This is a genomic window from uncultured Marinobacter sp., from assembly GCF_947488835.1.
Classification (GTDB): Bacteria; Pseudomonadota; Gammaproteobacteria; order Pseudomonadales; family Oleiphilaceae; genus Marinobacter.
Window position 1 is genome coordinate 58,344 of sequence record NZ_CANLBK010000002.1, and the last position, 19,270, is coordinate 77,613.

General features: G+C 54.5%; 19 protein-coding genes. 13 read left to right on the forward strand and 6 right to left on the reverse strand.

The genetic code is table 11. The features are described 5' to 3' along the window. Positions 1 to 3: 3 nt before the first annotated feature. The 3 genes from Q0824_RS09240 to Q0824_RS09250 are packed head-to-tail and all read right to left on the reverse strand — an operon-like array spanning position 4 to position 3,463. Entirely contained in the window at positions 4 to 1,455 is a 1,452-nt protein-coding gene (locus tag Q0824_RS09240) for a bifunctional DedA family/phosphatase PAP2 family protein (protein WP_298449704.1), read from the reverse strand. Next, entirely contained in the window at positions 1,452 to 2,450 is a 999-nt protein-coding gene (locus Q0824_RS09245; RefSeq protein WP_298449706.1) for a GGDEF domain-containing protein, read from the reverse strand. The genes Q0824_RS09240 and Q0824_RS09245 overlap by 4 nt, the downstream gene beginning before the upstream one ends. Further along, positions 2,447 to 3,463, reverse strand: coding sequence for a diguanylate cyclase (locus tag Q0824_RS09250; protein ID WP_298449709.1), 1,017 nt, complete (start codon positions 3,461 to 3,463; stop codon positions 2,447 to 2,449). Before Q0824_RS09250 ends, Q0824_RS09245 begins: the two co-directional genes overlap by 4 nt. Before the next feature lie 133 nt (positions 3,464 to 3,596). Between Q0824_RS09250 and Q0824_RS09255 the strand changes: the two genes are divergently transcribed. The 10 genes from Q0824_RS09255 to lipB all read left to right on the forward strand — a co-directional run bounded on the left by Q0824_RS09255 (position 3,597) and on the right by lipB (position 12,671). Then, entirely contained in the window at positions 3,597 to 4,853 is a 1,257-nt protein-coding gene (locus Q0824_RS09255; RefSeq protein WP_298449711.1) for a glutamate-5-semialdehyde dehydrogenase, read from the forward strand. A 5-nt stretch (positions 4,854 to 4,858) separates the two neighbouring features. Next, a complete protein-coding gene (nadD, locus tag Q0824_RS09260) occupies positions 4,859 to 5,509 on the forward strand; it encodes a nicotinate-nucleotide adenylyltransferase (protein WP_298449713.1) in 651 nt (216 codons plus the stop codon). Between the two features lie 70 nt (positions 5,510 to 5,579). After that, a complete protein-coding gene (gene rsfS, locus Q0824_RS09265) occupies positions 5,580 to 5,930 on the forward strand; it encodes a ribosome silencing factor (protein ID WP_298449715.1) in 351 nt (116 codons plus the stop codon). A gap of 2 nt (positions 5,931 to 5,932) precedes the next feature. After that, a complete protein-coding gene (gene rlmH / locus Q0824_RS09270) occupies positions 5,933 to 6,403 on the forward strand; it encodes a 23S rRNA (pseudouridine(1915)-N(3))-methyltransferase RlmH (protein WP_298449717.1) in 471 nt (156 codons plus the stop codon). Positions 6,404 to 6,412: 9 nt separating this feature from the next. Further along, on the forward strand, positions 6,413 to 8,308 hold the full coding sequence (gene mrdA / locus Q0824_RS09275) for a penicillin-binding protein 2 (protein WP_298449719.1): 1,896 nt from the start codon (positions 6,413 to 6,415) through the stop codon (positions 8,306 to 8,308). Then, entirely contained in the window at positions 8,308 to 9,450 is a 1,143-nt protein-coding gene (rodA, locus tag Q0824_RS09280) for a rod shape-determining protein RodA (RefSeq protein ID WP_298449721.1), read from the forward strand. The genes mrdA and rodA overlap by 1 nt, the downstream gene beginning before the upstream one ends. A gap of 101 nt (positions 9,451 to 9,551) precedes the next feature. Further along, complete coding sequence (locus Q0824_RS09285; RefSeq protein WP_298449723.1) at positions 9,552 to 10,475, forward strand: septal ring lytic transglycosylase RlpA family protein; 924 nt, start codon at positions 9,552 to 9,554, stop codon at positions 10,473 to 10,475. Between the two features lie 47 nt (positions 10,476 to 10,522). Continuing rightward, positions 10,523 to 11,704 carry a D-alanyl-D-alanine carboxypeptidase family protein gene (locus Q0824_RS09290; RefSeq protein WP_298449725.1) on the forward strand — a complete coding sequence of 394 codons (1,182 nt, stop codon included), beginning with the start codon at positions 10,523 to 10,525 and terminating at the stop codon, positions 11,702 to 11,704. 29 nt (positions 11,705 to 11,733) lie between these two features. Further along, positions 11,734 to 12,003, forward strand: coding sequence for a DUF493 domain-containing protein (locus Q0824_RS09295; RefSeq protein WP_298449728.1), 270 nt, complete (start codon positions 11,734 to 11,736; stop codon positions 12,001 to 12,003). A 5-nt stretch (positions 12,004 to 12,008) separates the two neighbouring features. After that, complete coding sequence (gene lipB, locus Q0824_RS09300; protein ID WP_298449730.1) at positions 12,009 to 12,671, forward strand: lipoyl(octanoyl) transferase LipB; 663 nt, start codon at positions 12,009 to 12,011, stop codon at positions 12,669 to 12,671. Here the strand turns inward: lipB and Q0824_RS09305 are convergent. Next, complete coding sequence (locus Q0824_RS09305; protein WP_298449732.1) at positions 12,650 to 13,744, reverse strand: GGDEF domain-containing protein; 1,095 nt, start codon at positions 13,742 to 13,744, stop codon at positions 12,650 to 12,652. The two genes, lipB and Q0824_RS09305, sit on opposite strands and share 22 nt — an antisense overlap. Before the next feature lie 343 nt (positions 13,745 to 14,087). On the opposite strand from Q0824_RS09305, the gene Q0824_RS09310 reads away from it, so the two are divergent. After that, complete coding sequence (locus Q0824_RS09310) at positions 14,088 to 15,533, forward strand: AarF/ABC1/UbiB kinase family protein (RefSeq protein ID WP_298449734.1); 1,446 nt, start codon at positions 14,088 to 14,090, stop codon at positions 15,531 to 15,533. Here the strand turns inward: Q0824_RS09310 and Q0824_RS09315 are convergent. Beyond that, the gene (locus Q0824_RS09315; protein ID WP_200202121.1) at positions 15,473 to 15,916 is read right to left on the reverse strand and encodes a YqaA family protein; all 444 of its coding nucleotides are present in this window, start codon (positions 15,914 to 15,916) and stop codon (positions 15,473 to 15,475) included. The two genes, Q0824_RS09310 and Q0824_RS09315, sit on opposite strands and share 61 nt — an antisense overlap. A gap of 195 nt (positions 15,917 to 16,111) precedes the next feature. Here Q0824_RS09315 and Q0824_RS09320 point away from each other — a divergent pair, with 195 nt between their 5' ends. Next, on the forward strand, positions 16,112 to 16,363 hold the full coding sequence (locus tag Q0824_RS09320) for a GrxA family glutaredoxin (protein WP_298449736.1): 252 nt from the start codon (positions 16,112 to 16,114) through the stop codon (positions 16,361 to 16,363). A gap of 84 nt (positions 16,364 to 16,447) precedes the next feature. On the opposite strand, the gene Q0824_RS09325 is transcribed toward Q0824_RS09320, so the two are convergent. Then, positions 16,448 to 17,710 (reverse strand): 6-phosphofructokinase, encoded by a 1,263-nt coding sequence (locus tag Q0824_RS09325; RefSeq protein ID WP_298449738.1) that lies wholly within the window; start codon positions 17,708 to 17,710, stop codon positions 16,448 to 16,450. Between the two features lie 155 nt (positions 17,711 to 17,865). On the opposite strand from Q0824_RS09325, the gene mpl reads away from it, so the two are divergent. Then, on the forward strand, positions 17,866 to 19,260 hold the full coding sequence (mpl, locus tag Q0824_RS09330; RefSeq protein WP_298449740.1) for a UDP-N-acetylmuramate:L-alanyl-gamma-D-glutamyl-meso-diaminopimelate ligase: 1,395 nt from the start codon (positions 17,866 to 17,868) through the stop codon (positions 19,258 to 19,260). The last annotated feature ends 10 nt before the right edge of the window (positions 19,261 to 19,270 follow it).

Genomic DNA, 19,270 nt, shown 5'->3' on the forward strand with positions numbered 1-19,270 from the left:
GCATCAAAGTGCTGGGGCATAATGCTGTATGGTTTCAGTCCATTTGAGCCAGATGTAGCCCCCGCAAAACAACAGCCATGCCAGTGCTGCCGATACGCTCGTTACGTCCAGGGCAATAGGCACCCTGTCGAACCGGCTGAAGCTGGCCCTTATTGCGCCAGTGATCGCCAACCCGAGTAACAGACCCCCTACTATATCGCTGAACCAGTGTACGCCCAGGTAAAGCCGGCTGATGGCGACAGGTATCAACGGTAGTGAGAATAGTATGTAGGTTTGCCAGCGCTTCCGGGTGTGTGTTTCTGCCGCTATGAAGCTGGCCAGCATAGTGAAAAGCACTGTGATGCCTGTCGTGTGGCCGCTGGGAAAAGAGCCTGATGAAGGCGGGTTCATAACCTGATCCGGACGCACAGAGCCAATGGCGTATTTAAGGCCCCATACCAGAAAAATTGTCAGGATTGCGGCTGAAAAAACATGCACAGACGCTGCATAGTGGCCCCTGAACGCCAATGCAACGCACGCCAGGACGGCGGCGGCGATAAGAACAGTAGGGTCACCAAGTAGTGTGGCTGCAATGACTGGCGCATCCAGCAGTGGTTGGCGAAAATCACTGAACCAGTGCATCACCAGTTGATCGAACGGCGTGATCACGTCGGTCATCGTTGCGAGCTGGCCCCAGAGAATGAACAGGGCAAGAGCGCCAAAAGCAAGCATCAGTGAAGCAAGTGGAAACTCGCTCTCTTTTGCTGGGCGTTCGTTGGAATAGAGGCGCCAAAAACGATGCGTTGTTTCGTACTGAGCCATCTTTCGCTGAAGCCACAAGTAGAGGCGGCTGTTGTCGCCAAGGCCCAGCTGAAAGCGGAAGATAACCAGATAGATGACAGCTAGAGTTGCCAGGCTGATGCCGGTAACCAAATACACGTGCGCTGGTGGCTGAAGTTCGCTGGCCAGTGCGCCGCCCACCAGAAAACCCGGCAAAATATAGGCCGGCGCCCAACCAATGGCTGAGCCAATGTTGAAGGCCAGAAAGCGGCGCCAAGGCATCAGCAGCGCGCCCGCAACCAAGGGGATTATGGGGCGCAACGGCCCCACAAAACGCCCGATAATAACGCTCTTTCCGCCATGTAGCAGGAAGAAGGTTTCTGCTTTTCTGATGTGTTCCGGGTAATGGTTTAATGGCCATACACTTGCCAGACGTCCCTGAAACAGCCTGCCAATTGCAAAACTTACAGTGTCGCCGCTGACTGCACCCAGCCACGCCCAAACCAATACGGTCATAAGGGGCATGTCTATTTGAGCAGCCATAACCGAAAGGGTGAACAGGAAGGCAACGCCGGGCACAAGAATGCCGGCAATCGCCAAGGATTCAATAAATGCGGTGCTGAATAAAGCCAGAGATACCCAGCCAGGGTTGGCGCTCAGCCACGCAGTCAGATCTGAAAGCCAGGCGCTGCTCATGTGCGGAGCGTCTCTCCCGGGCTGAACCAGGCCGTATCAGCTCCGCGCTTGCGCGCTTCAAGCATGGCTTGATGGGCACGTTTTCGGAGAGTGTCGGTGCGGGTATCGCTGCTCCCGCGGGTCGTGCAGCCGAGGCTCACTGTAGCCTTGCCCGTCACAGGCCATTCGCTTTCGGAAATTGTCCTCCGGATACGTTCTGCAATTACGCGTACACCTTCTTCAGGCGTGAAAGGCAGGATCAGGAAAAACTCGGAATCGTTCAATGTATACAGAGTGTCGCCAGCACGAATTACACCAAAAAGATGTTGGGTCATGTTGTAAAACAGCGCTTGCATGCCTGGCTCGCCATAGAGTTTAGAGGCTTCGTCGGCGTAATCGATGGTCAGGTTTATTACTGAGAGGCTGTGACCGGTGGCAATGGCCCGGCTGATTTCTTTCTGCAGGGTTTCGTCAAGAAAACGGGCATTGTGAGCGCCGGTAACAGGATCAGTAATGGCAAGATCTTCTGCAGATTGCGCCATGTGGTCATACTGCCATATATAAAGTGCAGCAACCGTCAGGACAATGAATAAGCCGCTGATAGCAATAATCGCATCGGCTGCCGGCTGCTTTATAAACAACTGGATCGACATGGGGATAAGCAGAAGCAAAGAAAGCATCAGGGCGTGGCGAAGGGGCAGTATGAGCAGATTAAGCAGCAACAACGGCATGGCCCAGTGGGTAATACTGGTGCTGCCGATTGTAACCATCGCCGCCAAGAGGCCGCTGTTCAGGCTTGCGAGAATAATCAGGTGGCCTGGTGCCGAGAGTTGGCGCCGGCGACTCATGAGTGTGTAGGCCATGCCGCCAAGAGTCAGGGCGGCCATGCCAGCGGCAAGGTAGAATAGCTCGTAGAAGCCGTATTGAAGGTTTTGCAGAGCCAGAGTAAATATAAACACGGTGGCAATGCCATAGCCAATACTGTGAGTCCAGGTTCTCAGCCGGGTTTCGGTCATGGCGCAGATCCCTCCGCACGAGGCTGGGTTGGGGGTGTAGTTGGTGACCGTGTGCTGTATGCCTGCGTCCGGTTGCCGCCCTGTTGCTGCGCCCGGCGCAGGGCATTTGCGGCGCTCTGCTGGAGGCTGTCGGCGTTGTCACCAATGTTCAGCCCGGCGATGCCGGTACTGACGGTCAGATTCATACCGTGGGTTTCCAGCAGTGCTCCCAGCCCCTTGCGGATCGACTCCGCCCGCAGGATGGCCTCTTGAGTGGCTATGCCGGGTAGTATCACCAGAAACTGCAGGTCTGCGGCCCGGTAGTAGGTATCAAAATCCCGCAGTTGAGAGTGCAGAAAGCGGCCAATTCTCGGGAGAATTGACCGGATATCTTCGTCAGGGTCGTTGTCGCTGGCGTGGGCATCCAGGCCGATCATAATGACGGACATATCCGTACCCTCGCGCTCGCTGCGCTGGATTTCCTTGTGCAGATCGGCAGAAAGATATTCACGGCTGGCGGCTTGAGTTAGCTCATCTGTGCGCCTCAGTGGGGCTAGTTGGCGGGTTTTATACTCGCGCAAAAATATGAGTACCGCAGAAAGCAGCACCGTTAGCAGGAGGGCGCTGATCATCTGATGTCGGTCAGCTATGCCTTCTGCCCAGTGGGCTGCGGTCACCGCAAGAGCTACTATTACAATGGTTGTGGGCGCTGCGATGCTGCGGGGCATCAGGGCAAACACAGCCAGCGGGAGTCCGTAGAGCCAGTGACTGAGAGCCCAGGGGCCTGTCCAGAAGCTGCTCATCAACAGGAGGATAAGCGCTACAAAAAACAGCCTTTGAACCATTGGCCATGGAGTGGTGCCTCGGCCGGGGTGAAAGCTGCGCCCGCTGATAATAACGCCGGCCGCAGCTGCGGCGCTTGCCGCGGTAAGCGGCTCGCCCAGTAAGGCGCACAAAACAGCAATTGCCACAAAAACGGCGAGGCTGGCGCGTGATAACCGGTTCAGCAAAAACTTATCGGCCGTCTGGGCCATGGTATTCGTCCTTTTTCGGGGTTCCCGTTGTACCGCAACGGTATAATATCTGTTTGGGGTGCGTACTTGAAACGGGAAAGGTAAAGTTAACCTCTATTTACTGAATTCTGGCAAAAATACATAGGGTAAAGGGATGGATATTGCAGCTTATATGACCGAAGTCGGGCAGCAAGCCCGGGCAGCGGCGACACTCGTCGCCCGGTCTACCACTGAAGTGCGAAACCGGGCGCTTCTGGCAACGGCGGAGGCGCTGGATGCGGCGCGCAGTGAGCTGGCTGAGGCAAATGCTCGTGACCTTGGTGCCGGGAAAGAAAGTGGTCTGGACGCTGCTATGTTGGACAGGCTGGAACTTACGCCTGCGCGGGTGGATGCCATGATTGAAGGTCTGCGGCAAGTTGCTTCCTTGCCTGACCCCATCGGTGCAATTACCGATATGACCTATCGCCCATCTGGCATTCAAGTGGGCAAGATGCGTGTGCCCTTGGGTGTTATCGGCATTATCTACGAATCCCGGCCCAATGTGACGGTTGAGGCTGCCAGCTTATGCCTGAAGTCTGGCAACGCCACGATTTTGCGCGGTGGTTCCGAATCTATCCATTCCAACCAGGCCATTGCCTTGTGTTTGGCCCGGGGACTCGCAGATGCAGGCTTGCCGGAAACAGCTGTTCAGGTTGTCAAAACGACAGATCGAGCGGCGGTTGGTGAGCTGATTACCATGCCGGACTATGTGGATGTGATTGTGCCCAGGGGCGGTAAGGGACTGATTGAACGCATCAGCCGGGACGCGCGGGTGCCCGTTATCAAGCATCTTGATGGCGTTTGCCATGTGTATATCGACAGCCATGCAGACCCAGAGAAAGCTCTGAATGTAGCAGTAAATGCGAAAACCCACCGCTACGGCACATGCAATACAATGGAAACCCTGCTGGTGGACAAGGAAATTGCCGCCGATATGCTGCCACTGTTGAGCTCTGCTTTTACTGAAAAGGGTGTGGAGCTGCGGGGATGTCAGCAGACCCGGGAAATTCTTCCGGATATAAACGCGGCCACAGAGGCAGATTGGGAAGAGGAATATCTGGCGCCCGTTCTGGCCATTCGTGTAGTGGACGGGTTGGATGGCGCCATTGCGCATATCAACCGATACAGCTCGCAGCATACTGACAGTATCATTACAGAGAACTACACCCGTGCCCGGCGCTTTATCACCGAGGTGGATTCAAGTTCTGTGATGGTCAATGCTTCCACCCGTTTTGCGGATGGCTTTGAGTATGGCCTTGGCGCTGAGATTGGCATCTCCACCGACAAGATACACGCCCGTGGGCCGGTTGGACTTGAAGGGTTGACCTCGCAAAAATACGTGGTGTTCGGCGATGGGCACATTCGGGCCTGATGCAGATGCATGTAATTTATGGTGGAACCTTCGACCCGATACATCATGGGCATTTGCGCCTTGCGCTGGAGGTTGGCGAGCGGCTTCGAGGCGTGCCTGTAAGCTTGATGCCTTGCCATATTCCACCGCATAAGGGTGATACTGGCGCAACAGCCGAGCAAAGGCTGCGCCTGCTTGAGTTGGCGATTGCCGGTGAACCGCGCTTAAGCGTTGACGATCGAGAACTGCGCCGGGGAGGCGCTTCCTTCACAGCGGATACCTTGCGCCAACTGCGCAAAGAGTTGGGTGCCAAGGTGCCGCTGGCTATGGTTGTAGGTACCGATGCCTTTGCCGGCCTTGATCGCTGGAATGACTGGCGGGAAATTCCTGAGTTGGCTCACATTATTGTTGTGCAGCGCCCGGGCATAGTGTTGGACCCGAAAGGTGAGCCGGCCAGGTTGCTGGAAGAGCGCAGTGTTGGTAACGCGGAAGTTCTATACCGCAGTGCCTCCGGGAAGATTCTTAACCTGAATCCGCCCTGGCTGGATATTTCAGCAACCGGCATCCGTGACCGGATTGGCCGTGGCCTGTCACCCCGTTATCTGGCTCCGGATGCAGTCTTGGCGGAGATTCAACGTATGGGGCTTTACGGGGCATGCCCCGCAAAGAACTTTTAGTGCTACAATCGCGATCGAAAATGACTTTTCGGGTGGCCATTCCGGCCGGCACCCGGACAACAGGGTAATTATGCACGCAGAGCAACTCAAAGATCTGATAGTGAATGCACTTGAAGATGTGAAAGCAAAAGACATCAGCGTTGTTGATGTGCGGGACCGTACCAGCGTTACCGATTTTATGGTTTTGGCATCCGGAACATCCAATCGTCACGTTAAATCCCTTGCGGATTCGGTCGTCCTTGACGCCAAAGAGAAGGGCGTTCGAGTCAATAGCGTGGAAGGCGGTGGCGGCAGCGACTGGATTCTGGTGGATATGGGCGACGTGGTTGTACACCTGATGCTCCCCGCCACCCGTGAATTTTATGATCTGGAACGCTTTTGGCGTGACGCGCCGGATGTCGAGGCTGAGGGCAGCGAGTAATCATGCGACTGCGCCTGATCTGTGTGGGGCAAAAGATGCCCGGCTGGGTCAGTAAGGGCTACGACGACTACGCTCGTCGTATGCCTCCGGAAATGCCTCTTGAGCTGGTAGAAATTGCCATGCCTCATCGCGGCAAAAACCCCGATATTCCCCGGCTGATGCAGCGTGAAAGCGACGCGATACTGGCAGCTACCGGTCCTAAAGACAGAGTGGTTGCGCTGGAGGTGACAGGGCGTGCCTGGTCTACCGAAAAGCTGGCCAGTCAGTTGGAAAGCTGGCAGCAAGACGGAAGGGATGTGAGCTTTCTTGTTGGTGGGCCTGATGGTTTGGCCGAGCCTTGCCGTCAGCGCGCAGATCAGCAGTGGTCGCTTTCCCCTCTCACTTTACCTCACCCTCTTGTTCGGATTCTGTTGGCAGAACAGTTATATAGAGCCTGGTCGATTACCCGTAACCACCCGTACCACCGGGCTTAGGAAACATCCATGCCGTGGGGTGAATTCAAGGATACTGCCGCCGAGCGCAGACTGTTCCAGCGTCGTGTCACTGTTATGCTGGTATTGGTATTCCTCCTTTTGTCAGTGCTTGTCGCCCGTATGTATCAGCTCCAGATTGTCGAGCATGATATTTACACCACCCTCTCTGATAAAAACCGTGTACAGGTCCAGTCTGTGCCGCCCCCCCGCGGTCTTGTATACGATCGTAACCAGGTTTTGCTGGCGGAAAATCGCCCCGTCTTCAGTGTAACTGTCGTGCCGGAACGTGTTGGCGATACAGGTGCTGCGCTTGAACAGCTTGTCAGTATTCTTGATATATCCGATGAGGATCTGGAACGGTTTCAACGCCGCTTACGCGAGCCCCGCCGCCCGTTTCAGGAGATTCCGTTGCGCTACGACCTGACCGAACATGAGATTGCTCGTCTGGCGGTACACCGGCACGAGCTGCCGGGCGTAGAGGTTGAGGCCGAACTGGTTCGATATTACCCCCATAGTGAACTGACGGCCCATGCGCTGGGGTTTGTCGGACGAATCAACCGTGACGAATTGCAGCGGATAGACCCGGTTAATTATGCTGGCACCAACTACATTGGCAAGTCTGGTGTAGAGAGGTTTTATGAAGAGTTGCTGCACGGAAAAGTTGGCTACCAACATGTAGAAACCAACGCCCGAGGCCGTACCCTCAGAGTTCTTGAGCACGAAAACCCTGTGCCCGGTGAGGATCTGAAGCTGCACCTGGATTTGCGATTGCAGGAACGGGCGCATGAGCTCCTTGACGGTCGCCGGGGGGCTATCGTCGCCATCGAACCTGCAACAGGGGGGATATTGGCGCTTGCCAGCGTACCGGGCTTTGATGCCAACCAGTTTGTAACTGGAATCAGTGTGGCAGACTATCGAGAGCTGAGTGAGAGCAAAGACAAGCCCTTGTTTAACCGAGCTTTACGAGGGCAATACCCTCCAGGATCTACGCTCAAACCCATGCTGGCGATTGCGGCTCTGGATAGTGGGGCGGTCACAAGGGATCACACCATTTGGGACCCGGGGCACTTTCAAATCAATTCGGCAGGTCGCCGTTGGCGTGACTGGAAGCGGGGCGGCCACGGCTGGGTTGATCTGACCTATGCAATGGCGCAGTCCTGTGACGTCTATTTTTATGAAGCAGCTATCGAAATGGGTGTGGACACCATGGTCGATTATTTGGCTCGTTTCGGCTTTGGCGAGGATGCGACTCTGGATGTGTCCGGCGCTTTAAGCGGCATTTTGCCTTCCCCGGACTGGAAAAGAGGCACACGCAATGAGCCTTGGTATCCGGGAGACACTGTCAATCTAGGTATAGGGCAGGGCTTTATGTTGTCTACCCCACTGCAGTTGGCCACCGCCACTGCGCTGATTGCCAACCGTGGCGAGTGGGTAGAGCCAAGGTTGCTGAAAGATATCCAGGGTGACCGTTCCGCAGACGAGTTTTTGCCTTCCGAAACCCACGAGCCGTTAAAACTCAAAAACCCGAGTGACTGGGAATTCATAGCCGACTCCATGGCCGAAGTGATGCATGGAGTGAGGGGCACCGCCCGTGCTGCAGGCCGCGGAGCTCCTTACCGCATGGCCGGAAAAACCGGTACCGCCCAAGTATTCAGCCTTGCAGAAGATGAAGAGTACGACGCAGAGGAAGTGCGGGAACGATTGCGCGACCATGCTCTGTTTGTTGGTTTTGCGCCGGTTAAAAAACCACAGATTGCGGTTGCTGTGATTGTTGAAAACGGCGGGGGTGGCAGTAGCACCGCAGCCCCTGTGGCCCGAGCTCTGTTCGATGCCTGGATACTGGAGTTTTCTGCCGCTGCAGGTTCCCTCATCAGCAAAACCGATTCGCAAAGTGAGGCACCTTGATGGCCCCCCGGGAAGTGTTCAGCTCAACAGCCAGCAATCCTCTTGGCCGCCCAAAAGGCCTGTGGTCTGCCCTGCATCTGGACCCGATTCTTCTCTTCCTGCTCATTGCCCTGATTTCCAGTGGCCTTTTCGTGCTGTATAGCGGAGCTGATCGGAACCTGGATGTTGTTAAAGCACAGGGCGTGCGCTTTGCCATCGCATTTGTAGTGATGCTGGTTTTCGCTCAGCTTGATCCTTCTGTTTTCCGGCGTTGGGCGCCCTGGCTCTATATTCTCGGGCTCGCGGGCCTGGTTGCTGTGCTATTTGTGGGCGTTGGTGCCAAAGGTGCGCAGCGCTGGTTGGCATTGCCGGGTTTGCCACGGTTTCAACCATCGGAACTGATGAAGCTGGTTGTCCCGATAATGGCAGCCTGGTACCTCTCGCGCCATTTCTTGCCGCCGAGGTTGTCACGCATTGGTGTCGGTCTGGCAATAGTGCTTCTTCCGATGCTTCTGATAGTGAGGCAACCTGATCTCGGGACCTCGCTTCTTGTGGGCATGGCTGGACTGTTTGTGGTGTTTTTTGCTGGCATGAGCTGGAAACTCATAGGCGCATTTATGGCAATGGTGTCTGTGGCCGCGCCGGTAATGTGGTTTTTCGGGATGCGCGAATACCAGAAACAGCGAGTGCTAACGCTGCTGGACCCTCAGAGCGATCCGCTGGGTGCGGGCTGGAATATCATTCAATCCAAAACTGCCATTGGTTCTGGTGGTTTTGACGGCAAAGGCTGGCTTCAGGGCACCCAGTCGCATCTTGAGTTTCTTCCGGAAAGCCACACGGATTTTATCGTGGCAGTTCTGGCGGAGGAGTTCGGGTTTGTTGGGATTCTGCTGTTGCTCAGTGTGTATTTCCTGATTATTTTGCGCTGTCTTTTTATTTCCGTTACCGCTCAGGATTCGTTCAGCCGCCTTGTGGCGGGAGCGTTGACCATGACCTTCTTTATCTACGTGTTTGTCAATGTCGGCATGGTGAGTGGTCTACTACCAGTGGTCGGGGTCCCTTTGCCGCTTGTGTCCTATGGCGGAACATCAACCGTTACCCTGATGGCAGCGTTTGGTATTCTGATGTCCATACATACCCACCGCAGGATGATCTCGGCCTGATGTCAGGCCGGTAATGGTGATAGGGGCCACGAACCCGTTACAATGATCGCGAGCGCTGTATCTTTTATTCGGCAGCGCATATTTCAGAGGGCATCTGTACAGTGACATTTTATCGCTCAGGGTTACGGCTGTTGGGCTTGGCGGCAGTAACTCTTGCCGGCTGCGCTTCGGCCCCAACGCCTGCGCCAAACGGCACCGATCATTCATCACGTTACACGATTACTCAGGACCGGGCGCCCACAGGAAACTTTGATGCCTCGGGCTTGTCAGATGCAGTGCCCGTATATCAGGCTCCAGTCAGGGCGGGGAACAAATCCCCCTATACAGTTTGGGGCAAGCACTACACAGTAATGGACAGCAATGACGGCTATGTCGCTCGCGGAACCGCAAGCTGGTATGGCGAAAAGTTCCATGGCCACAAAACGTCTAACGGCGAAACCTTTGATATGTACGAAATGTCCGCCGCCCATAAATCGCTGCGGATTCCGGGTTATGCAAAAGTGACCAATCTGGATAACGGCCAATCTGTGATTGTCCGGGTTAATGATCGGGGGCCGTTCCACGGCGACCGCCTCATTGATTTGTCTTACGCGGCGGCCAAGAAATTGGGTTATCAGTCTCGTGGAACGGCACGCGTAGAAGTGGCGTCCATCACAGTGAAGCCAGACGGCAGGATGTTCCTGGCTGGTCAGCCTTTTGCGCTGGACGGGCAGCAGAGGAGCAGTCCAGTGCAAACACAAGCTGCTGGCACCGCATTTGACGGGCAGGGCGGCGGGCTGTTTGTTCAGCTCGGCTCCTTCAGCAGTCGCGACCCGGCAGAAAAGTTACAGACCCGCGCCATGGATATGCTCGGTAGCTCTTTAGGTGGTAACTCTGTGCGAGTGCGCGCAGTGGACACAGCCTCAGGGCGCTTTCACCGGGTTCAGGTTGGGCCGTTTCAGGATGAAGGCACAGCACGAAAGACACAGAGCCTTTTGGAAGCTGAAGGATTTGCGCAATCAATTGTGCTGACCGATTCTGACTAATTGTCAGATCACACAAAAAACACACTTAACGACGAACGAATGGACCCATGGCATTAAAATCAGTTTTTCGCTCACTCTCTTTTGTTTCAGCAATCTTTGCGTTTGTGCTGATGCTGACGGTATCAGGTCAGGCAGCTTCACAGACAGTACTGATTCCTTCGCCGCCGCAAATTGCTGGCAGTTCCTACGTGCTGATGGATCCGAAAAGTGGTCGAATCATCATGGAGGAGAACAGTAACGAGCGCTTACCGCCGGCCAGCCTGACCAAAATGATGACAGCGTACATTGTTGAGCGGGAGCTGGACGAAGGCCGGATCAGCATGTCCGACATGGTTCCTATCAGCGTTAACGCATGGAAAACCGAGGGCTCCCGTACGTTTATCAAGGAGGGCACCAGCGTATCCGTAGAGGATCTCCTCAAAGGCGTAATCATTCAGTCGGGCAACGATGCGTCTGTAGCACTGGCGGAGTTTGTTGCCGGCAGTGAGGGTGCGTTCGTGGATATCATGAACCAGCAAGCTCAGCTACTGGGCATGAAGGATACTCACTTCCAGAATGCTACCGGCCTGCCCGCCGCCGATCACTTTTCCACCGCCTATGATCTGGCTGTTCTGGCCCGTGCGATCATTAATGATTACCCGGAGAACTACCCGATATACGCGGAGAAGCACTTTACTTACAACAATATCCGTCAACCTAACCGCAACAGCCTGTTGTGGCGCGATGAAAGCGTCGATGGGCTCAAAACCGGCCATACTGAAGAGGCAGGGTACTGTCTTGTTGCTTCAGCCAAGCGCAACGACACACGCTTTATTGCGACAGTGATGGGAACCAGCAGTTCTGAGGCGCGGTCTCAGGAAATTCAGAAAATGCTGAACTACGGGTTTCGCTACTATGAAAGCGAGCGCTTGTTCCGCGCTGGTCAAGAGCTGATTGAAGCCAAGGTTTGGGGCGGTCAGTCTGACAAGCTTTCGGTGGGCATGCTTGAAGATGCCTACGTGACCATTCCCCGCGGGTCCCGCAACAGCCTTGAATCCAGCGTGGATCTGGATTCCGTGATCAAGGCACCGATTCGTGCCGGCGATGAGCTCGGGCGTGTGAAGGTGTCCTTTAATGGCGAAGTACTGATAGACCAACCAGTTCTCGCGCTGACGGAAGTTCCTGAAGGCGGTTTGTTCAAGCGCATCTGGGACGCCATCAAATTGTTTTTTGTTCAGTTATTCCAGTAAGGGCGAGTTGAGCCCGGGAGAAAAGCGGCATGAGCGAGCCGAAAGCGCCAAAAATAGAGTTTCCCTGTGATTACGGCATCAAAGTGATTGGCGATGCCGCACCGGATTTCAAAGAGTTTGTGGTAGCGGTTGTTGAACAGCACGCTCCGGGAATCAAGGAAGAAGATGTCTCTGTAAAAGACAGCAGGGAAGGCCGGTTCTGCTCGGTACGGCTGAATATTCTGGCGACCGGCGAACCGCAGCTAAAGGCCTTGTTTGAGGATCTCAAGGCCAGCGGCCGCGTTCACATGGTGTTGTAAGCGCCATGCCTGATCTGATTGTCAGGTCTTTGGGGCAACAGCCCTATCTGGAAACCTGGGAAGCCATGAAAAGCTTCACGGCGGAAAGAGGCGACGACGCCAATGACGAGCTTTGGTGCCTGGAGCACCCCCGTGTGTACACCCAGGGCCAGGCCGGCAAGGCGGAACACATTCTGGCGCCGGGTGATATTCCGGTAATCCAGGTAGACCGTGGTGGACAGGTGACCTATCACGGGCCTGGCCAGCTGGTGGTTTACCTGATGATTGGGTTAACCCGTCGCAAGATAGGCGTGAGAGGGCTGGTCGACATTATTGAGCAGGGTATAGTGCGCACGCTTGCTGAGCTTGATATTGCCGCAGAGCCTCGGCCGGATGCGCCGGGTGTCTACGTGGGTGATGCAAAAATTGCCTCCCTCGGATTGCGAGTTCGTCGAGGCTGTTCGTTCCACGGTCTGGCACTGAATGTGGATATGGACATGGAGCCGTTCCGGAGGATTAACCCCTGCGGCTATTCAGGTTTAGCCATGTGCCAAACCAGTGACTTTGCAGCCTCGGCGTCAATTGATGATATTGAGCAGCGGCTGGCAGCGCAGCTCGTTGCAGGGCTGGGCGATACTGCAGTGAGTTATCGGAAGGGCTGGGAAGATCAGGCTGGTTCGTGGGACTGATGAACGCAAACACGGTTGCGCCCGAGCGCTTTTGCACGATATAAGGCTTCGTCTGAACGCTGAAGAAGCTTGTCGATAGACTCCGCCCCCTTGATACTTGCGACGCCAATGCTGGCAGTGCAACGCACTTCTGTGTGTTCCATCATCACAGCTTTTTCAGCGATTGCTTCACGAATCCTGTTGGCAATCTGCATTGCCCCATCTGCGTCGGTCTCTGGTAGCAATACCAGATATTCCTCGCCTCCCCAGCGAGCAGTGGTGTCCAGTTTTCGGGCCCCTCCATGTAATGTTCTTGCAACCAGCACAATCAGCTCATCACCTACATGGTGACCGTAAGTGTCGTTTACGCTCTTGAACAGGTCGATGTCCACCAACAACACGGAAAATGGCCTGCTGGTGCGAAGGTAACGCTCGTATTCCGCTTCCAGTTGCGCCAAAGCCTCTCGGCGGTTTGCCAGTCCTGTGAGCGTGTCGTGCTTGGCGGCGTATTCAAACTCCTGAGCCAGTGCCAGCAAACCAAGTTTGCTGCGGCGCCGGCTCCGATCAAGGATGTAGCAAGTGATCATTTCAAAGCCGAGGGCTACAACCATGGTAATCCGGAAGCTGGTGCTATAGGGCAAATTCAGTAATTGGTCTGAAAGCGGGCTGAAGAACAGCAGCATAACCCCTGTAAATCCGAAAAGGCAGGCGCCAATACCAAACCGCGCATCGCTGATGTAAAAAATGATGGGTGGGTAGGCAAAAAGCCAGATAATCGCTGAACCATTCTCTAATGCGCTGACGGACACATAGATAAACACGGTGGTGGTCAGGCCAATAAACGCGCGTCGCTGAAAGGTTTTATGGCGAAACGCAGTATAAATCAGCAAGTTGGTGACCATCAGAACGGCAAATACTATGAGCAGGCCAGCCGAGAGGTGTTCGCCTTGCTCGACAGACCGAGAGGCAAAAAAACCAAGCAATGGCACTGCTGCAATGCTCAGCCAGTTAATCAGAACCGGGACTGGAATTTCACCCGACACTCGAAGCTGAGAGTGCTCATTTGCAGGAGGGTCAGGCGCAATATTCGACATAGAGTGAACTGGATCTTTTGATGATTATCAGCACGTTTGATTCCGTGTCCATCCAATAGTAGACCGTATTCAGAGCCCGAGTTGTGTCAAAACGTAAAAATAGCCCGAGGCTGACAGCAAACTACTTCGGCGATGGCCAGACTGTATGGATATCAGAGCAGGTATAAACCGACGAGCATGGGTGAGCAATGGCCGGCAAGCCGCAAAACATGGGTCGAATCGGAGAGGTCGGGTGGCTGAAGTATCCGTATAATGACACGAGACACCCACTGCTGTTACGTTTAGAGTGCTAGTCAGAGAGCCATTCAGGGTTGGTAAATTCTCAGATCCGGACAGGTCATACATGTCATCCAGACAGTCAGGTAATTCAGTCTCCCGTATCAAGACCGGCAGCTTTGAGCGTCGGCTGAGCCTAACTCGCGCCGGGCTCTTTGCCGGAACGCGTGTCGCTTCGCATATGGCGACAAACTGGTTCAGCAGCAAGGATAAGCGGGATGAACGCCACCGCGCCATGCTGTCCAAGCAAGCCCATCTTCTGGTGGAAGAGCTGGGGAGGCTGAAAGGCAGTGTGGTCAAAATTGGCCAGGTGATGGCGCTTTATGGCGAGCATTTTCTGCCCGAAGAGGTTACGGAAGCTTTACATACGCTGGAGGATCAGACCACCTCGCTGGAGTGGCCTGCCATCGAGCGTGTTCTCAAAGCCGAGCTGGGCAGTGATAAGTTTGCTGAACTGGATATAGACCCCGAGCCTATTGGGGCTGCATCTCTGGGGCAGGTGCACCGTGCTTTGCGGCGCAGCGATGGACTGGAGTTGGTGCTCAAGGTTCAGTATCCGGGGGTTGCCGATGCGGTTGATAGCGATTTAAATGCGGTGGCTCAGCTACTCAGAGTGGCTCGGTTGGTGAGCTTCGGGCCGGAGTTTGAGGACTGGCTGGAAGAGGTGCGACAGATGATGCACCGGGAGGTGGATTACCATCTCGAGGCGCGCACCACAGAGAAGTTTCGCCAAATGCTCAAGAGCGATCCTCGGTTTGTGGTTCCCCGAGTGTTGCCGGAGTACTCTGGCGCGCAGGTGATTGCGTCCACCTACGAGCATGGCCATTCGGTGAGTGCGGACGTGGTAAAGGAGCTGTCACTGGAACGCCGCAGTGCGCTTGGAGAAGCCGCGCTTGAGCTGTTCTTTCGGGAGTTGTTTGTATGGGGTGAGATACAGACAGACCCCAACTTCGGCAACTACCGTATTCGCATTGCCGGAGAAAGCGGGGAAGGTGTGGAGCATGATCGAATCGTGTTGCTGGACTTTGGCGCAGTGCAATCCTACACCCGCGAATTTCTCGACCCTGTTATCCAGATGATTCGTGCTTCCTATGAAAATGACCTGGAATCGGTGATCGACGGAGGGGTAAAACTGCGCTTCATGAGCACAGACTGGCCCAAAGAAGTCTTGGAGAAGTTTGGCGAAGTGTGTATGTCGGTACTGGAGCCCTTATCGAATGATCACGTAAATTGGCCGGACTACGCAGTAAACAGCAAAGGCGAGTATCGTTGGAAACAAAGCGACCTGCCATCACGGGTAGCGCGGCAAGCTGCACGTTCCGCCATAAGCCGTTACTTCCGCGTGCCGCCCAAGGAATTCGTGTTCCTCAACCGTAAGCTTATCGGTGTGTACACCTTTATTGCTGTGCTGCACTCGGAATTCAACGGCGAGCCCTTGTTGCGCAAGTACCTCTATGGTGACGGTGATGATATGCCCGATGCTTCAGCGACCAGCCAGATCACAAAGGCGTAACGCACACCCTTACCGATTCCCACAAGTACAATGAAGTTGAGCCAGGGCACGCGCATAATGCCGCCAACCAGCGTCAATGCGTCACCGCCCAGGGGCAGCCAGCCCAAGAGTAAAGACCACTGGCCATAGCGGTTAAAACTGTTTCTGGCCTTGTGCAGCTGCGTTTCACTTAGGGGGAACCAGCGCTTGTGTTTGAAACGATCCACCTGCCTGCCGATGATGCCGTTCACCACAGACCCCAATGTATTGCCCAGTGTGGCCCAGAACCACAGCCACCACATGGGATAGCCCTGGACGACCAGCGTGCCTGTCAGTATCTCCGAATAGGCAGGCAACAGAGTGGCCGCTGCGAACGAGGTCAGAAATAACGTCAGGTAAACCACAGAGTTGTCCTTAAGGTGATGGGTGTTTGTGCTTTCGCCCTGCTAAACCCTACTAAGTATGAACCGTTACTATAGCGGTTATTTAGCGCTTCAATTTTTTAAATTCCCTCAATCATGTCATCATGAATTCAGGTTTATTTATACACCTTGTAACCACCCTGGAGTCGTTCAGGGGTAACTTTTTTGGAGGCGTTTATGGAACAAGTAACAATATACGGCCGTTCAAGTTGCGGGTTTTGCGTGCGTGCAAGAAGCCTGTGTGAATCTCGCAATATGCCTTACATCTGGGTTGATATGATCGAGCATGAAATGACCAAGGAAGATATTGCCGACAAAATTGGCCGTGCCGTTCATACCGTGCCCCAAATTCTTGTGGGCGAAACCTACATTGGTGGTTATGACGAATTTTCGGCGTACGTGCGTGAGTTGGAAGCGGGAAAGGTTTAGTAAGTAACGCTTCTGTTAATGAAAAAGGCTCTGCAGTTACCTGCAGAGCCTTTTTTTAACGGCACAGAATGGGCCGAGTATTAATCAGAGCTGAAAGTCGGTTTTCAGTTTCTTTTCCGCGAGAGTGTTCTTAAGCTTCGCAACCCGCGGCAGGCCGTTATCAAACGGAGGGAAGTTCTCGCCGGCGATCAGAGGCAGCAGGTAGTCGCGGCACTCTTGTGTAATGCCGAAGCCATCATCCGTAATGTAGTGGATCGGCATCTTCTTTTCCTGGTTAGCGACTTCACTAAGTGGAGCTTCACCAATCGACCATACGTATGGCTTTGATTTCTCGCGAACAATAGTAGGCATAACCGCCTGCTTGCCAGCCAGAGCCATTTCCACAGCGGCTTTGCCAACGGCGTAAGCTTGCTCAACATCAGTTGCAGAGGCGATGTGTCGAGCGCTGCGCTGGAGGTAATCGGCAACCGCCCAGTGGTACTTGTGCCCCAGAGCCTGCCTGACCATGTTAGCCAGTGCTGGCGCTACACCGCCAAGCTGAGTGTGACCAAAGGCATCTTTGGCGCCGGCATCTGCAAGGAAGCGGCCGTCTTCGTACTGGGCACCTTCTGACGCAACGACTACGCAGTAACCATATTCCTTCACGCAGAAATCGACCCGCTCCAAAAATGCTTCGCGGTTAAACGGAATTTCAGGGAACAGAATAATGTGGGGCGGCTCACCTTCGCCCTGGCCAGCCAAACCACCGGAAGCTGCAATCCAGCCCGCATGGCGGCCCATAACTTCAAGAATGAACACCTTGGTGGACGTCTCGCACATGGACTTAATGTCCAGGCTGGCTTCCAGGGTAGATGTGGCAATGTACTTGGCTACAGAGCCAAAGCCCGGGCAGCAATCGGTAAACGGCAGGTCGTTATCTACGGTTTTGGGAACACCTATGCAGGTAATGGGGTAGCCCAGCTTCTCACCAATTTGTGAGACTTTGTAGGCTGTATCCTGGGAATCACCGCCGCCGTTGTAGAAGAAGTAGCCGATGTTGTGTGCGCGGAATACTTCGATCAGACGCTCGTATTCCCGACGGTTTTCCGAGATGTTCTTCAGCTTGTGGCGGCAAGATCCGAATGCGCCGCCCGGGGTGTGGATCAACTCCTGAATGGCTTCATCACTTTCGAGGCTGGTATCGATCAGCTCTTCGTATAGCGCGCCCAGAATGCCGTTGCGACCGGCAAACACTTTGCCGATTTTGTCCGAATGCTTACGGGCGGTCTGGATGACCCCGCAGGCACTCGCGTTAATTACAGCGGTAACACCGCCAGACTGAGCGTAAAATGCGTTCTTGATGGCCATCTCGGGGTGGAGTCTCCAGTTGATTCAACAATGGTGCAGATGATACGTCAAATGCGCGCAATTTTCATGGCAGGAAGTGCGGATAGCAATGCGCTTGACGGCACCGAATGGATACGGGAGGCTTGTCGGGTTTCAACGTAGAGGACAGACGGCGAATGCATATTCATATACTGGGGATTTGTGGCACATTCATGGGAAGCCTTGCGGTATTGGCAAGGGAACTCGGCCACACAGTTACCGGTTCCGATCAGGGTGTTTATCCACCCATGAGCACGCAGCTAGAGGCCCAGGGCATCAGCCTGATGGAAGGTTTCAGCCCGGAACACCTCGAACCCAAGCCGGACCTTGTATTGATCGGCAATGCCATGTCCCGGGGTAACCCTGAGGTTGAGGCAGTACTTAACCGTAATATCGACTATATGTCTGGCCCGGAGTGGCTGGCGAGAGAAGTGCTGCGGCATCGTTGGGTATTGGCGGTTGCTGGTACTCACGGCAAAACGACCACCACAGCTATGTTGCTCTGGGTTCTTGATCAGGCGGGGCTTGCGCCTGGGTATCTGGTGGGCGGCGTGCCAAAAGATTTTCCGGTTTCAGCCAGTCTGGGTGATAGCGATTTTTTTGTTATTGAAGCTGACGAGTACGACAGTGCTTTCTTCGACAAACGATCCAAGTTTGTTCATTACCGCCCTCATACCCTGATCCTGAACAACCTTGAGTTCGATCACGCCGATATTTTTGAAAACGTAGAGGCGATTGAACGACAGTTTCATCATCTGGTTCGCACGGTTCCTTCCCAGGGCATGATTATTCGCCCAAGCCTGGATGAGCATCTGGATAAAGCCCTTGATATGGGATGCTGGAGCCCGGTTCAGGATATGGCCATCGGCAGCGAAACGGCTGCGTCGGTTGATTGGCGTGCCGAGCTGTTATCCGAGGATGGTAGCCGATTTATGGTGGTTCACCATGAGCAGCCCGTTGCGGTGGTGAAGTGGAATCAAACGGGTATGCATAATGTTCGCAACGCCCTCGCAGCCATTGCTGCTGCGAAGCACGTAGGGGTAACGCCCGATCATGCAGTGGCTGCACTCTGTCGCTTCTCTGGCGTAAAGCGCCGAATGGAACTGCTGGCGGATATTGGTGGAGTGATAGTTTACGACGACTTCGCTCATCACCCAACCGCCATAGAGACCACGCTGGACGGATTGCGCAGTCAAGTTGGCGAGGAGCCGATAATCGCTCTTATTGAGCCTCGCTCCAATACGATGAAGCAGGGTGTTCATCAGCATACGTTGCTGCCGAGTGCTGCTTTGGCAGATAAAGTGTATTGGGCCAACCTGAACAGTATGGACTGGCTACCGGAGTTGGTATCGGCATGGCAGGTCGATAAATCGGAATCCGGCAAGCATCTTGTAGAGGCCACCGTAGAGGGGCTGATTGAGCGTGTTATGGCAGATCTGCCCAGCCCTTGCCACATCGTTATCATGAGTAACGGTGGCTTTGGTGGTATTCACGGTAAGCTTGTCGCCGAGCTTGAGCGTATCCATGGCTGACCTGGCATCC